This is a genomic window from Sulfitobacter sp. W002, from assembly GCF_025142135.1.
Classification (GTDB): Bacteria; Pseudomonadota; Alphaproteobacteria; order Rhodobacterales; family Rhodobacteraceae; genus Sulfitobacter; species Sulfitobacter profundi.
Genome location: NZ_CP081126.1, coordinates 383,944 through 398,696 on the forward strand (window position 1 = coordinate 383,944; position 14,753 = coordinate 398,696).

A 14,753-nucleotide genomic window follows, 5' to 3' on the forward strand; every position below is an offset into this window, starting at 1 on the left:
GGCCCGGCGTTGGAAACGTGTTGAGTTAAGCGGGCTCAGAATTTGCTGTCGGACACGCGCATCTCCCGCGCCCGGCTGAGGATCGCATCCTCTACCGCACGGGTTGTCGCCCGTGCCACCGGCTGGCCGCCTGAGGATTGCAGCGCCACGTTGAGCGAGCGGGCGTCCAGTGCCGGGTCGTCGATCAGCACGGTCGCGCGATACGCACGGCCACCGCCCGGAGGGGTGCCGTAGCCTGTGACGATAACCCCGGTGAAAGGATCGACCGATTGCACCGGCAGGAAGTTCAGCACTTCCAGCGAGGCCGACCAGAGGTACTTGTTCACCGAAACGCTGGAATCCGTGTTCTTGCGATTGAAGATCGACCAGATCGTATTGTCTGGATTGGTCTCAATGTTATTGGGATTGTTCGGGTTGGTGTATTGATCCGGCCGTTCCGTGGCTGGGCTGCCAAAGCCCCCACCACAGGCGGCAAGCGCGCTGAGCGCCAGAACGGAGATCGCCATCTTGCAAGCGGTACGAAGGGCCATTGCAGCTTTCCTTTGCCTGTTTGCGCTCCGGTCTATCCAAGCAGGCCCTTATCGGCAAGGTCTATGTCATAGGTGCCTGTTCGGGCGCTCTGCCCCTGCGCCAAAGGCAGTAACGGGCAGGCGGGGCAAGCCCGGGCGGCGAAACTGTGGCATAGCTGCACCAGCGTCAGCGACATTGAGGGCGGGGGGCGCGTGAACCTTGCCAAGTGCGGGGCATTGGGGGCAAACACCCTTCATACCCTTACCGGATTCCCCGGTCTGGGCATATGAATTCAAACCGAGGGAAAACTCATGAAAAAAGTTCTCTTCGCTACAACAGCCCTGGTTGCGACCGCCGGTGTAGCAGCAGCAGACGTAACATTCGGCGGCTACGGCCGTTTTGGTATCCTGTACAACGACACAGCAGCAGGCGACTCCACAGACGTCACCAGCCGTTTCCGTCTGCAGATCGACGCGACAGCTGAGTCCGACGCTGGCGTTGTCTTTGGTGCCCGTGCACGCATCCAGCAGAACAACTCGGATGAGCAGCAGTCGATCAACGAAGGTCCCGACAACGTTCTCGGTACAGCTGATGACTTCGCAGAAAATGCTGGCCCAGCCGGTACAGGCATCAACGGTGTGCGTTTCTTCGCTCGCACCGGTGGTTTTGAAGTCGGCGTTGGCAACATCTTCGGCGCTCTGGAATCCATGCCGGGTCAGTACCCGATCGACCTCGGCCTGACCGGCCTGGGCTATGACTACACCGCGTTCGACGGCAACGGCGACGCATACTCCTCCGGTGGTAACGGCGCAGCTGGCTCCAACGGCGTTGAAGTCATGTACTCCGCTGGCGATCTGTCGGTTCACGTGTCGGCTTCGGACGTCAACGACCGCGTTGCTGGTTACGTTGCTTACACATGGAGCGGCTGGACCTTCGCAGTTGGTGGTCAAGACTCCGACGACGCAGGCGACACCGAGTTCACAGCAACAGCTGGCGGTTCCTTCGGCATCGCCGACGTGACACTGGCGTTTGCTGACAACGGCACCAACGGTGACCGCGTTGTTCTGGCCGGTCGTTTCGACGTTGGCGCAGCGACAGACGTAGAAGTCTATGTTGCTGACCAAGACGGCGCAGGCAACGACACCGGCTACGGTGTTGACTTCAACCACGACCTGGGCGGCGGTGTCTCCCTGCGTGGTGGTGTTGCTCACCGCTTCAACGGCGACGACCGCGCCGACATGGGTGTTCGCTTCAACTTCTAAGTTGAACGACATACTCTGAATATTGGGGCAGGCCTTTTGGTCTGCCCCTTTTCTTTTGCGCGGGCCTGTTGTTTTCTGCGCGCCTGAAATGGAGGGCCGAAAATGAGTCTGAGCGACATCCAAAACCGCATCACGAAAGCCGAAGCCGATGCAGGCCGCGCGGCGGGGTCGGTCACCTTGATCGCCGTCAGCAAGGTTCAGCCCGACGCGCGTGTGCGTGCGGTCTTGGAAGAGGGGCACCGCTCTTTCGGCGAGAACCGCGTGCAAGAGGCGGCGGGCAAGTGGCCCGACTTCCGCGAGGATTTCGACGGGATCGACCTGCACATCATCGGCCCCTTGCAAAGCAACAAGGTCCGTCAGGCGATGGAACTGGCCGAGGCGATCCACACCGTTGATCGCCCCAAACTGGCCAAGACCATCGCGCGTCTGGCGCAGGAAATGGGCCGCTGTCCCGATCTGTTCATTCAGGTCAACACCGGCGAAGAAGATCAGAAGGCCGGGGTGATGCCCCGTGAGGCGGATGATTTCATCGCTGAATGCCGTGCGCTGGACCTGCCGATCAAGGGGCTGATGTGCATCCCCCCGGTGGATGAGGCCCCATCACTGCATTTTGCCTTGCTGGCCAAGATTGCCGCGCGCAACGATCTAAGCGGCCTGTCGATGGGCATGAGCGGTGACTTTGAGCAGGCCATCGCGCTTGGTGCCACCCATGTGCGCGTCGGCTCCGCCATCTTTGGCGATCGGGTTAGCGAATAATCAGCCGCGTCGCCGGGCCGACACGGGCCGCGATCTCATGAAGATCGTCCCGCGCAAAGGCGATGCAGCCCTCGGTCGGGTAGCCGGGCCGCCGCCACTGGTGAATAAAGATCGCGGAGCCGCGCCCGGCCTCGGCCTCTGGCCAGTTCCAATCGGTCAGGATCACCAAGTCATAGAGCGGATCAGCGCGGCGCAGCGCCTCGTGGCTATGGGGGTAGGGGGCATGGACGCGGTGGTTGTAGTCAGGCTGGCCGCTGGCGTCCGACCACAGATCACCGGGCCCGATCGGCTGCGCCCAAGCGCTTGGGGCCGGGATGCGGTCAGGCCGGTAGAGCATGCCGACCAAGCGATGGACCCCGCGCGGCGTGGCACCATCGCCTTCGCGCTTGTCATGGGTCAGACCGCCCTTGCCGATGCTGCAGGCATAGCGCCGCCCCTGAAACCGCAGCCCCGTCGGGGTCAAAACCATATCGTTCGGGGTCACAGCAGATGCCCCGATTTCGCGGCTTTGGTGGCCAGATAGGCGCTGTTATGGCGGTTCTCGCCCACGGCCAGCGGGACGCGCTCGGTCACCGCAATGCCGCTCTGCTCCATCATGCCGACCTTGCGGGGGTTGTTGGTCAGCAGACGCACGGCGGAAAAACCCATCGACCGCAGGATGTCGGCCCCGAGGCGGAAGTCGCGCTCATCATCCTCAAACCCCAGCCGGTGATTGGCCTCAACAGTGTCGAAACCCTGATCCTGCAAGGAATAGGCGCGCATCTTATTGGCAAGGCCGATGCCGCGCCCCTCTTGGTTGAGATAAAGCAGCACGCCATTGCCCTCACCGCCCATCTGCGCCAATGCAGCCCGAAGCTGCGGGCCGCAGTCGCATTTTAGGCTGCCCATCAGATCGCCAGTAAAACAGGCCGAATGCAGCCGGCAGAGGACGGGCGTGTTGCGGGCAGGGCGGCCAATCTCGATGGCGTAGTGTTCTTCGCCACCGTCCTCGGGGCGGAAGATATGCAGGCGCCCGGCCTCGGATACCTCCATCGGCAAGCGGGCGTTGACCACCGGGTGCAGCGCGCTGCGCTCGGCAAGGATCGGGGCGGCGGCGGTAAGGTCGATCAAGGTCAGACCATGCGTCCGCGCGAAATCGGCCCCCTGCGGCAGATCAAGCACCAGTGCGGCGGGCAGCATCCGGGCGGCTTTCACCAGATCAATCGCGGCGCTATGGGCGACCGTATCCCCGCCCCGCGCGGTCTGCAGGGGCCCTTTCATCGGCGCGCGCAGGTCATCCGCCGGATCGGCGATGCTTTGCACCCAAGCGGGCGTTGCACCGGGGGGCAGCAGCACGCGCGCGAGATTGCCATCATAGGCGCGCGCCTTAAGCGTTTCCGCCCGCCGCGCCGTGATCGCCAACACCGGCGCACCGCCCAAGGCCAGCACATCCGCAAGGCGCTGCGCGGTCAGCGTTTCCGCCGCCAGAACAAGCGCGGCCTGCGCCCCACCGGCCAAAACCACGGGCACGCCCATGCGTAAATCGGCCCGCGCACGCGCCAGTTGTTCGGTGATGTCCGGGGCGAAACTCATGGTTTGTTGCAACTCCGCAAAGGCTTCAGCGTTTATCTAAGTTATTTCCCAAGGAATTGAAACATTTCACGCTTTGTTGACACGAGGCTGTGAGGCAGAGGTCACATACCTTGTCGGAGCCCGCGCCGAAGCGCATGTATAAGGCAAATGACGGAGAGATAGATGGCCCAGCTTAAGAAAATCCTGCTCGTTGACGATGACGATGACCTGCGCGAAGCGCTGAGCGAACAGCTTATCATGACCGAGGATTTCGATGTGTTCGAGGCCGCCAACGGCACCGAGGCGATGACCAAGGCGAAAGAGGCGCTCTATGATCTCATCATCCTCGACGTCGGCCTGCCCGATACCGATGGCCGTGAGCTTTGCCGTCTGATGCGCAAACAGGGGGTGAAAAGCCCGATCCTGATGCTGACGGGGCATGACACGGATGCCGATACCATCCTCGGCCTTGATGCCGGGGCGAATGACTATGTCACCAAACCGTTCAAATTCCCCGTCCTTCTGGCCCGTATCCGCGCGCAGTTGCGCCAGCATGAACAGTCCGAAGATGCGGTGTTCCAGCTTGGACCCTATACGTTCAAACCCGCGATGAAGGTTCTGACCACGGAGGACGACCGCAAGGTGCGTCTGACCGAGAAAGAGACCAATATCCTCAAGTTCCTTTACCGCTCCAACGATGGTGTGGTGCCGCGCGATGTGTTGCTGCATGAGGTCTGGGGCTACAACGCGGGCGTCACGACCCACACGCTTGAAACCCATATTTACCGCCTGCGGCAGAAGATCGAGCCTGACCCTTCGAATGCCCGCTTGCTGGTGACTGAATCCGGTGGTTATCGCCTGATGGCATAAAAACCGGGAACCATTTCCAACCTCGTTTGGTTGGAAACCCTGAGAGGCGGGGTTTTCATGACCCGCCGCTCGGTTTGAAGCCCGACTTTTGTACCCGGGTAAAGGTACATACCTCCCTGTTGGACTGGCCGGGCCATAGTGCCCGGCCTTTTTTTGTCTGCTTGAGCTTTCCGGATTTCGCCATGGCACCGCCGCGCCACCCGCGTTATTGTGCCAGCCTACCCCCAGACCGGAGCCTGCCCCCATGTCCTTTTCTCTCGCCACTTGGAACATCAACTCTGTCCGTCTGCGCGAGCCTTTGGTGTTGAAGCTGCTGGCCGAACACGGGCCAGATGTGCTCTGCCTTCAAGAATGCAAAAGCCCGGTCGACAAGATCCCGGTCGAGGCGTTCAAGGCGGCGGGATACACGCATATGGTTGCGCGTGGGCAGAAGGGCTACAACGGTGTGGCGATCCTGTCAAAGCTGCCCTTGGTGGATGCGGGCGATCAGGATTTCGCCATGTTGGGCCACGCCCGCCATGTGGCGGCCAAGCTGGAAAACGGCACCACGATCCACAATTTCTACGTCCCCGCAGGCGGCGACAAACCCAACCGCGAGATCAATGAGAAGTTTGGCCAGAAACTCGATTACCTCTCGGAAATGCGCGACTGGTTCCACGGCGACAAACCCGAGAAGTCGATCCTTGTGGGCGACCTGAACATCGCCCCGCGTGAGGATGATGTCTGGGACCACAAAAAGCTGTTGAAGATCGTCAGCCACACGCCTGTCGAGGTCGAAGCGCTTGGCGCGGTGCAGGATGCGGGCAATTGGGTCGATATCACCCGGCAGGATGTGCCGGCTGGCAACCTCTATAGCTGGTGGTCCTACCGCGCTGCCGATTGGGATGCCGCCGACAGGGGTCGCAGGCTCGATCATATCTGGGCCACATCGGATATCGCGCAGGCCGGGCACTCCAGCCATATCGTCCGCGATGCGCGCGGTTGGGAGAAACCCAGCGACCACGCGCCGGTTTTTGCCAGTTTTGACCTTTGAATCGCGTCCCCGCACGTCCATATAAGGCCAAACGCGATTAGCGAGGATAACAGCATGACCGACCTGAACCTTTCCACCGCCGCCCCTGCGGATGCCGATCTGATCAAGGACACGACCGAGGCGACCTTCATGGCTGATGTGGTCGATGCCTCGCAAACGGTGCCGGTCATCGTCGATTTCTGGGCGCCGTGGTGCGGCCCCTGCAAGACGCTTGGCCCGATGTTGGAGGACGCCGTGCGCGCGGCCAAGGGCGCGGTGAAGATGGTGAAGGTCAATGTCGATGAGGCCCAGAACATCGCGGGCCAATTGCAGATCCAATCGATCCCCACGGTCTATGCCTTTTTCAAAGGCCAGCCGGTCGACGGTTTCCAAGGCGCGCTGCCGCAGTCCGAGATCAAGGCTTTCGTCGACCGCGTGGTAAAGGCGGGGGGCGGCGAAGCCCCCGGTGATACGCTGGCCGATGCCGTCGCCGCAGCCGAAGAAATGCTGGCCGAGGGTGCCGCCACGGATGCGGCGCAGACCTTTGCCGCAATTCTGGAAGAAGACCCGATGAACGCGCCCGCCTATGGCGGCATGGTCCGGTCCCATATCGCCATGGGCGCATTGGATCAGGCCGAAGCCCTGCTCAACGGTGCGCCGATCGAGATCTCTAAGGCCCCCGAGCTTGAAGCCGCTCATGCTCAGCTGCAACTGGCGCATCAGGCCGCCGATGCCGGCCCCGTGGCCGAGTTGACCGAGAAGGTAGAGGCGAACCCCGACGATCATCAGGCGCGGTTCGATCTGGCCCAAGCGCTTTACGCCCATGACGATGCCGAGGCCGCTGTCGATCACCTGCTGGAGCTTTTCCGCCGCGACAGAGAGTGGAACGAAGGCGCCGCCAAGACGCAGCTTTTCACTATCTTCGAGGCGCTGAAACCCAATGATCCGGTGGTGCTGAACGGGCGTCGCAAACTGTCGTCAATGATATTTGCCTGAGGAGACGGGCGCGCTAAGTCCCTTGTCATGATCAAGCCAGCAGAACTGCCCAAGACTATTGCGATCTTTCCGTTGGCAGGGGCGCTGCTGCTGCCCCGCTCGCGCCTGCCGCTGCATATCTTCGAGCCGCGTTACCTTCAAATGATCGAAGACGCGCTCAAGACCGATACGCGGTTGATTGGCATGGTCCAGCCCAACGAGATGCCCGGCCGCGACGGCAACGGGCTGCACCAGATCGGCTGCGCGGGCCGCATCACCCAGTTTTCCGAGACCGAGGATGGCCGCTATATGGTGACCCTTGGCGGCGTCTCGCGCTTTCGCGTGGTGGAAGAGATCGAAGGCTTTTCCCCCTATCGCCGCTGCGATGTGAACTGGGCGGGCTTTGACCGTGACTTGGGCGAGGATGAGGTCGACGACAGTTTCGACCGGGCGCGGTTTCTTAATCTCTTGGGGCGGTATTTCGACACCCGCGGCCTCTCGGCTGATTGGGACACGTTGAAAGATGCCGAGGATGAGCTGCTGATAAACTCCCTGTCGATGATGTTGGAGTTTGAAGCCGAGGACAAACAGGCGTTGCTAGAGGCGCCTTCGCTGGAAACCCGGCGCGAGACATTGGTGACATTGATCGAATTCGCGATGCGCGGCGGTCAGGAAGAGGGCTTGATGCAATGACGGATGCGACCGTTCAATTCGACCGCCGGATGTTGGAGGCATTGATCTGCCCGCGCACCCAAACCACGCTGACCTATGACGCGGAAAAGCAAGAACTGGTGTCGAAAGCTGCCGGGCTGGTCTATCCGATCCGCAATGGCATTCCGGTGATGCTGCCGGACGAAGCGCGGACGCTGTAACGGGCCCCCGCTACAGGGGCTTTCCACGCATCAATCTGGGCAGCTCACCCGTCAGCCCCGCCGCTTCGCGGATGAAGGTCCGGCGCAGGCCGGGCAGGGCGTTGATCGCGGCCATGCCCATGTCGCGGGCCAAGCGCAAAAGTGCATTGTCGTTCGAAAACAGCCGGTTGAAGCTGTCGGTCGCCAGCGCAAGGCTGGCATTGTCGAACCGTCGCCATTCCTGATAACGCGCCAGTACCGCGTCGTTTCCGGGGTCTTCGCCCCGGCGCACCGCATCGGCAATCACCTCGGCCAAGGCCGCCACATCGCGCAGGCCCGCGTTCAGCCCCTGACCCGCGATGGGGTGCACGCCATGGGCCGCGTCGCCCAGAAGCGCCACGCGCGGCGCGGTCATGGAATGCGCCAGCGACAGGCCCAGCGGATAGCTGTAGCGCGGGCCGGTCAGAGAAATCTCACCCAGAAAGCTGCCAAAGCGCGGGCGCAGCACGTCGAGGTATTGCGCCTCGGGCAGGGCATTGATGGCGGCGGCATTGGCGCTGGCTTCGCTCCAAACGATCAGCGAGCGGTTGCCGGTCAGCGGCAAGATCGCCAGCGGGCCGGGGGGCATAAAGAACTGATGCGCGATGCCGTGATGCGGTTTCTCGTGATCGACCACACAGACCAGCGCCGTCTGACCATAGGACCATGCGATGCGCTTGATGCCCGCGCGTTCAGCCGTGCCGCTGCCGCGCCCATCGGCCCCCACGGCCAGCCGCGCGCGCAGGGTCTTGCCGCCATCGAGGGTCAGGGTGATGCCGGTCGGCTCGACCGTTTGATCGGTGACGCGGGTGTCGTTCAACATGGTGATCGCCGGATCAGCCGCGACGGCCTTTAGCAAGGCGCGCCGCAGGTGGCGGTCTTCGACCATATGTCCCATCGGGCCTTCTTCGATCTCGGCATGGTCGAAATGCATGAACATGGGCGAGGGGCCGGTTCCGGCGCGCCCATCGGTGACCTTGATCTCAAGCATCGGCTGGGCGTCGCCGGCGATCTCGGGCCAGATGCCGATGCCTTCCATCAACCTGACCGAGGTCAGCGCCAGCGCATAGGCGCGGCCATCGAAGTCGGCGTTCTCAAAGGTCTGCGCGGGCAGGGCGTCAACCACCGCCACGCGCAATCCAGCGCGGCTGAGGGCCAGAGCAAGGGCAGGGCCGTTCAGCCCGCCGCCGATGATCGCGATATCGTGGTCAAAATCCATGGCCCTAGATATGACCTGCGCGCGGGGATTGTCCATGCGCCGAACGGTCGCTAGGTTCGCCAAGAACATCGGCAAGGGGTACGACATGCGCGAATGGTTGGAAATGACGGCAGCGGATCTGGGGCGCGGAATCGCGGCGGGCGATATCGACCCTGTGGCGCTTTGCGATACCTTTCTTGATGCCATCGACGCGCACCCGATGCGCGACCGCATCTATGCCCGCGTCACCCCTGACCGCGCCCGCGCCGAAGCCGCCGCAGCGGCTGAGCGGGCCCGCGACGGCCAGCGCCTGTCGCCGCTCGATGGGGTGCCGATCTCTTGGAAAGACCTCTTCGATACCGCCGGAACGGCCACCGAGGCGGGCTCTAAACTGCTGGAAGGTCGCGTTCCTGAGCGCGACGCCGAAGTGCTCGCCAGCGCGACGGCCTTGGGGCTGGTCTGCTTGGGCAAGACGCATATGAGTGAATTGGCCTTCTCGGGCCTTGGCCACAACCCCAGCACCGCCACACCGCCCTGCGTGAACGAGCCGGACAGCGTCTCGGGCGGGTCGTCCTCAGGCGCGGCGGCCTCGGTTGCCTTTGGCTTGGCGGCGGCGGCGATCGGGTCGGATACCGGCGGCTCGGTGCGCATTCCGGCAGCCTGGAACGATCTGGTGGGGCTCAAGACCACCGCCGGCCGTGTGTCCCTTGCCGGGACCGTGCCGCTGGCGGCGAAGTTCGACACGGTTGGCCCGCTTTGCCGTTCGGTCGAAGACGCGGCGCTGCTGCTTGCCGCCTTGGAGGGGGGCAAGCCTGCCGATCTGCAAGAGAGCGAGTTGGAGGGCAGCCGTTTCGCGGTGCTGACCAATGTTGTCATGGATGAGCTTTCCGATGAGCCCAAGGCTGCTTTTGACGCGGCGGTGGCGCGGTTGCGAGAGGCCGGTGCCACGGTAGATGAAATCGCCGTGCCCGAAGTCGAAGAGGCGATGCCGCTGAGTTCCTGTCTCTACACCACCGAAGCCTATGGGCTGTGGCGCGATGTGATCGAAGCCGACCCGGAAGCGATGTTCAGCGAAATTCTTGAGCGTTTCCGCCTGGGTAAGGGTTTCTCCGGCCCCGATTATGTCGCTGCTTGGGCCAAGCTTGATCTGGCGCGGGCAGGCTATGACCGGGCCGTGGCGGGCTATGACGCGGTGCTCGTGCCGACAGCACCCATGCTGCCGCCGAACATCGAGCGGCTGAACAGCGATCACGACTACTACCTTGCGCAGAATCTCCTATCCCTGCGCAACACGCGAGTCGCGAATCTCATGGGGCTTTGCGCGCTTACCTTGCCGACCGATACGCCCTCTTGCGGCATTTCTCTGATGTGCGCACCGGGGGCCGAAGAACAGCTTTTGCGCCTTGGTGCAGCGGCTGAAGCGGCCCTGCGCGAGGCCTAAGACTGCACGACCGAAAAGCCACAAGGGCGGCAAAACTCCCCGGTTTTTCTGGACGGGAGAGGCGCCCTTGGGTACCTTGGGGCAAACGGGGCGCGAATGATCCCGATCCGAGGCAGTTTTGATGATGTATACCGAGCGGTTTTCGAACCTTCCGGCCCACGTGTGGCCGCGCCTGCGCGCATTGCTTGACGGGCATGAGGGCGGCGGCACGCCGATCCATATGACCATCGGCGAGCCGAAACATGCGTTTCCGGCTTGGGTGACCGATGAGATCACGAAACACGCCGCAGGGTTCAACAAATACCCGCCGAACGACGGCTCGCCCGAATTGCGCGCGGCCATCGCTTCATGGATCGCGCGGCGCTACGGGGTCGAAATGGACCCCGAGAGCGAGGTGATGGCCCTGAACGGCACGCGCGAGGGGCTCTATAACGCCGTCATCGCGCTTTGCCCGCCCACCAAGAATGGGGAGAAATCGGCCATCCTGATGCCGAACCCCTTCTACCAAGTCTATATGATCGGCGCGATCTCCGGTGAGGCGGACCCGATCATGGTGCCCGCCACTGCCGAGACCGGGCATCTGCCAGATTTCGCGAGCCTGCCCGAAGAAGTGCTGCGCCGCACCACGGCGGCCTATCTCTGCTCCCCCGCCAATCCGCAGGGCGTTGTCGCCTCGCGCGATTACTGGGCCGATCTGATCGCACTGGCCGAGAAGTATGACTTTTTGATCTTCGCCGACGAATGCTATTCCGAGATCTACCGCGACACGCCGCCCACCGGCGCGCTGGAGGTGGTTAAGGAACTCGGCACCGACCGCAACCGGGTGGTGATCTTTCACTCGCTGTCGAAACGCTCCAACCTGCCGGGGCTGCGCTCGGGCTTTGCCGCCAGCGGGGCAGAGACGATGCGCGAGATCAAGCAGTTGCGCAACTACGCGGGTGCGCCATTGCCGCTGCCCTTGCAACAGGCCGCTGCCGCTGTTTGGGCGGATGAGGCGCATGTGGAAGAGAACCGCGCGCTCTACCAAGAGAAATACGCCATCGCCGACCGTATTTTCGGCAATGTGCCGGGCTATGCGAGCCCCGAGGCAGGGTTCTTCTTGTGGCTCCCGGTCGAGGATGACGAGGCCGCAGCGCTGAAACTGTGGCGCGAGACAGGCGTGCGGGTGCTGCCCGGCAGCTATCTGGCGCAGAACGTAGACGGGGTTAATCCCGGTCAGAATTACATTCGGGTCGCCTTGGTGGCCCCAAAAGACGAAACGACGCGCGGGTTGGAAGCCATCCGCGACTGTCTGTATTCGACATAAGCGAGGGACGACATGGCATATCAGACACGGGGACGCGATCCATTGCTAGACAGCAACATGGCCGAGGCAATCGAAAAGCGCGGTCGTGAACTGCTGGGGCTGGCGCTGATCATGCTGGGCATTATGGCTGCCATGATGATCGGCAGCTACACGCCCGACGATCCCAACTGGATGGTCTCGACCGATGCGCCGGTGCAAAACTGGATGGGCCGGATCGGTGCCTCCATTGCTGCACCGTTGTTCATGATCGTTGGCTGGGGCGCTTGGGGCATTGCCATTGTTCTGCTGTTCTGGGGCGGGCGTTTCGCGCTGCATCAGGGCGATGACCGCGCCCTTGGGCGTCTGATCTTTGCCCCCATCGCCGTGGCGCTTGGGGCCATCTATGCCGCCACGCTTGCCCCCGGTCAGGAATGGCTGCTCACCCATAGCTTCGGTCTGGGCGGGCTTTTTGGCGATACCGTCATGGGCGCGCTGCTGACGATCTTGCCCATTGGCTCGACCCTGACGGTCAAGCTGATGTCGCTTTTGATGGGCGTGGCGATTCTGGCTCTGGGTGCCTTTGTACTGGGCTTTACCAAGGCTGAGTTGATGCGCATCACGCGGTTCCTGCTGGTCGGTCTGATTATGGCCTATGCCGGGTTGATGACCTTGTTGGGCCGGGGGGCCAGCGGTGCCGTCGTTGCCGCGCAGAACCTGTCGGCCCGTCAGGCCGAACGCCGTGAGCGTCGCCGTCAGGAGGCTGAGGAAGCCGAGACTTGGGCCGCACAGGATGCTGGTCAGGATTATTACGCGCAGCAAGCCCCCATGGCCGAGCCGGAAGCAGAGCCGCGCAGCCTGTTTGGCCGCATGCCCGGTCTTATCAAACGGCCCGAAGCGGACGACATGCCCGAGCCGGAACTGATCGAGACCTACAGCGACGCCATCGTGGATGAGACTCCGGGCGAGGAACGCATCAAGAGCAAGATCGCCGATGTCATCAAGAACCGCGTCCGCAATGCCAATGCGATCCACACGCCCACAACCGCCCCGCTGACCAAAGGCCGGGGCCGTGGACCGGACCCGCTGTTGCTGAACACCAGTCAGCCTGCCACCCTGCGCGCCGAGCCGCCGCTGACCGCAGGCGCGGCCACCCTGCGCCCTGAGCCGCTGCTGCGCAAACCGCAGGTTCAGCCCGAGCCGGCACCGGCACCGATGCACGAAGAGCGGGTGATGCAAGAGCCGATGATGCAAGAGCCGATGGTTCAGGGCTACGAGGATACAGTGGCCTCTGAAACCCTGCCTTTGCAGCAAGCGCCTGCGCCGGAGGCGATGAAAATCCCCGTGGCCGAGCCGCGCAAAGTGGTGCAGCAGCCGGTCCGCAAGGCCGTCCAACCCTCGAAACAGGCGCAGGTCGAAGCGCAGCCCACCTTGACCTTCGACGACACGCACCCCGGTTTCGAATTGCCGCCGCTGAGCCTTTTGGAAAGCCCCGAGAGCGTGCAGCGTCTGCACCTGAGCGACGAGGCGCTGGAAGAAAACGCGCGGATGCTGGAAACCGTGCTCGATGATTACGGCGTCAAGGGCGAGATCGTCGCCGTGCGCCCCGGCCCCGTGGTCACCATGTATGAGCTTGAGCCTGCGCCGGGTCTTAAGGCCAGCCGCGTCATCGGTCTGGCAGATGATATCGCGCGCTCCATGGCCGCGCTGTCGGCGCGTGTTTCCACCGTGCCGGGCCGCAGCGTGATCGGCATCGAACTGCCCAACGAGAACCGCGAGAAGGTGATCCTGCGCGAGATCCTGTCGAGCCGTGATTTTGGGGACGGCAATCAGCGCCTGCCGCTGGCGCTTGGTAAGGACATCGGCGGTGATCCGGTTGTCGCAAACCTTGCGAAAATGCCCCACCTGCTGATCGCGGGGACCACCGGCTCGGGTAAATCCGTGGCGATCAACACGATGATCCTGTCGCTGCTGTACAAGCTGACACCGCAGGAATGCCGGATGATCATGATCGACCCCAAGATGCTGGAACTGTCGGTCTATGACGGCATCCCACACCTGCTGTCCCCGGTCGTGACCGACCCGAAAAAGGCCGTCGTCGCGCTGAAATGGACCGTGGGCGAGATGGAAGAGCGCTATCGCAAGATGTCCAAGATGGGCGTGCGCAACATCGAAGGTTACAACGGTCGCGTCCGCGAAGCGCTGGCCAAGGGCGAGAAGTTCTCTCGCACTGTGCAAACCGGCTTTGACGAAGATACCGGCGAGCCGATCTTTGAGACCGAGGAAAACACCCCCGAGGCGCTGCCCTATATCGTCGTTATCGTCGACGAGATGGCAGACCTGATGATGGTCGCGGGCAAAGAGATCGAGGCCTGCATTCAGCGTCTGGCGCAGATGGCGCGGGCATCGGGTATCCACCTGATCATGGCGACGCAGCGGCCCTCGGTCGATGTTATCACCGGCACGATCAAGGCGAACTTCCCGACGCGGATTTCCTTCCAAGTGACCTCGAAAATCGACAGCCGCACGATCCTGGGTGAGATGGGTGCCGAGCAGCTGCTGGGCATGGGCGACATGCTTTATATGGCGGGCGGGGCCAAGATCACCCGCTGCCACGGCCCCTTCGTCAGCGACGAAGAGGTCGAAGAGATCGTCAACCACCTCAAGCAGTTCGGTGAGCCGGACTATGTCGGTGGCGTGGTCGAAGGCCCATCTGAGGATAAGGAAAGCAACATCGACGCGGTGCTGGGCCTTGGCGGTAATACCGATGGCGAAGACGCGCTTTATGACACCGCTGTTCAGGTGGTCATCAAAGACCGCAAATGCTCGACCTCTTACATCCAGCGCAAACTGGCGATCGGCTATAACAAGGCCGCGCGTTTGGTGGAGCAGATGGAGGAAGAGGGGCTCGTGTCTCCGGCCAACCATGTCGGCAAACGCGAGATTCTGGTGCCGGAACAGGCATAAGGCTACGCGCCCCCTCCCCTCTCAAGGGGCGATCATAAA

14 protein-coding genes are annotated in these 14,753 nt (G+C 62.7%); 10 read left to right on the forward strand and 4 right to left on the reverse strand.

Features of this window, described 5'->3' with window-relative positions:
* Nucleotides 1-35 precede the first annotated feature (35 nt).
* Nucleotides 36-530: a DUF3576 domain-containing protein gene (locus tag K3758_RS01930; protein ID WP_259947204.1), complete on the reverse strand. Its 495-nt coding sequence runs from the start codon at nt 528-530 to the stop codon at nt 36-38.
* Nucleotides 531-821: 291 nt separating this feature from the next.
* Between K3758_RS01930 and K3758_RS01935 the strand changes: the two genes are divergently transcribed.
* Entirely contained in the window at nt 822-1,772 is a 951-nt protein-coding gene (locus K3758_RS01935; protein ID WP_259947205.1) for a porin, read from the forward strand.
* 102 nt (nt 1,773-1,874) lie between these two features.
* A complete protein-coding gene (locus K3758_RS01940; protein WP_259947207.1) occupies nt 1,875-2,528 on the forward strand; it encodes a YggS family pyridoxal phosphate-dependent enzyme in 654 nt (217 codons plus the stop codon).
* Here K3758_RS01940 and K3758_RS01945 read toward each other — a convergent pair.
* Both K3758_RS01945 and ribA read right to left on the reverse strand, forming a co-directional pair.
* Complete coding sequence (locus tag K3758_RS01945; RefSeq protein ID WP_259947209.1) at nt 2,518-3,012, reverse strand: L,D-transpeptidase; 495 nt, start codon at nt 3,010-3,012, stop codon at nt 2,518-2,520. The two genes, K3758_RS01940 and K3758_RS01945, sit on opposite strands and share 11 nt — an antisense overlap.
* Nucleotides 3,009-4,100 carry a GTP cyclohydrolase II gene (gene ribA / locus K3758_RS01950; protein WP_259947211.1) on the reverse strand — a complete coding sequence of 364 codons (1,092 nt, stop codon included), beginning with the start codon at nt 4,098-4,100 and terminating at the stop codon, nt 3,009-3,011. The genes K3758_RS01945 and ribA overlap by 4 nt, the downstream gene beginning before the upstream one ends.
* 162 nt (nt 4,101-4,262) lie before the next feature.
* Here ribA and K3758_RS01955 point away from each other — a divergent pair, with 162 nt between their 5' ends.
* From K3758_RS01955 to K3758_RS01975, 5 genes are all read left to right on the forward strand, one after another.
* Nucleotides 4,263-4,949, forward strand: a complete 687-nt coding sequence (locus K3758_RS01955; protein WP_067261731.1) for a response regulator transcription factor — start codon at nt 4,263-4,265, stop codon at nt 4,947-4,949.
* 244 nt (nt 4,950-5,193) lie between these two features.
* Nucleotides 5,194-5,982: an exodeoxyribonuclease III gene (locus K3758_RS01960; protein WP_259947214.1), complete on the forward strand. Its 789-nt coding sequence runs from the start codon at nt 5,194-5,196 to the stop codon at nt 5,980-5,982.
* A gap of 54 nt (nt 5,983-6,036) precedes the next feature.
* Complete coding sequence (trxA, locus tag K3758_RS01965) at nt 6,037-6,957, forward strand: thioredoxin (protein WP_259947216.1); 921 nt, start codon at nt 6,037-6,039, stop codon at nt 6,955-6,957.
* A gap of 27 nt (nt 6,958-6,984) precedes the next feature.
* Complete coding sequence (locus K3758_RS01970) at nt 6,985-7,629, forward strand: LON peptidase substrate-binding domain-containing protein (protein WP_259947217.1); 645 nt, start codon at nt 6,985-6,987, stop codon at nt 7,627-7,629.
* Entirely contained in the window at nt 7,626-7,808 is a 183-nt protein-coding gene (locus K3758_RS01975; RefSeq protein WP_259947218.1) for a Trm112 family protein, read from the forward strand. Before K3758_RS01970 ends, K3758_RS01975 begins: the two co-directional genes overlap by 4 nt.
* Before the next feature lie 10 nt (nt 7,809-7,818).
* Here K3758_RS01975 and K3758_RS01980 read toward each other — a convergent pair whose 3' ends face one another.
* Nucleotides 7,819-9,045, reverse strand: coding sequence for an FAD-dependent monooxygenase (locus K3758_RS01980; RefSeq protein WP_259947219.1), 1,227 nt, complete (start codon nt 9,043-9,045; stop codon nt 7,819-7,821).
* Nucleotides 9,046-9,130: 85 nt separating this feature from the next.
* Here K3758_RS01980 and K3758_RS01985 point away from each other — a divergent pair, with 85 nt between their 5' ends.
* From K3758_RS01985 to K3758_RS01995, 3 genes are all read left to right on the forward strand, one after another.
* Entirely contained in the window at nt 9,131-10,465 is a 1,335-nt protein-coding gene (locus tag K3758_RS01985; protein WP_259949951.1) for an amidase, read from the forward strand.
* A 124-nt stretch (nt 10,466-10,589) separates the two neighbouring features.
* Entirely contained in the window at nt 10,590-11,771 is a 1,182-nt protein-coding gene (locus K3758_RS01990; RefSeq protein ID WP_259949953.1) for an aminotransferase class I/II-fold pyridoxal phosphate-dependent enzyme, read from the forward strand.
* Nucleotides 11,772-11,783: 12 nt separating this feature from the next.
* Nucleotides 11,784-14,714 carry a DNA translocase FtsK gene (locus K3758_RS01995; RefSeq protein ID WP_259947220.1) on the forward strand — a complete coding sequence of 977 codons (2,931 nt, stop codon included), beginning with the start codon at nt 11,784-11,786 and terminating at the stop codon, nt 14,712-14,714.
* Nucleotides 14,715-14,753 lie beyond the last annotated feature (39 nt).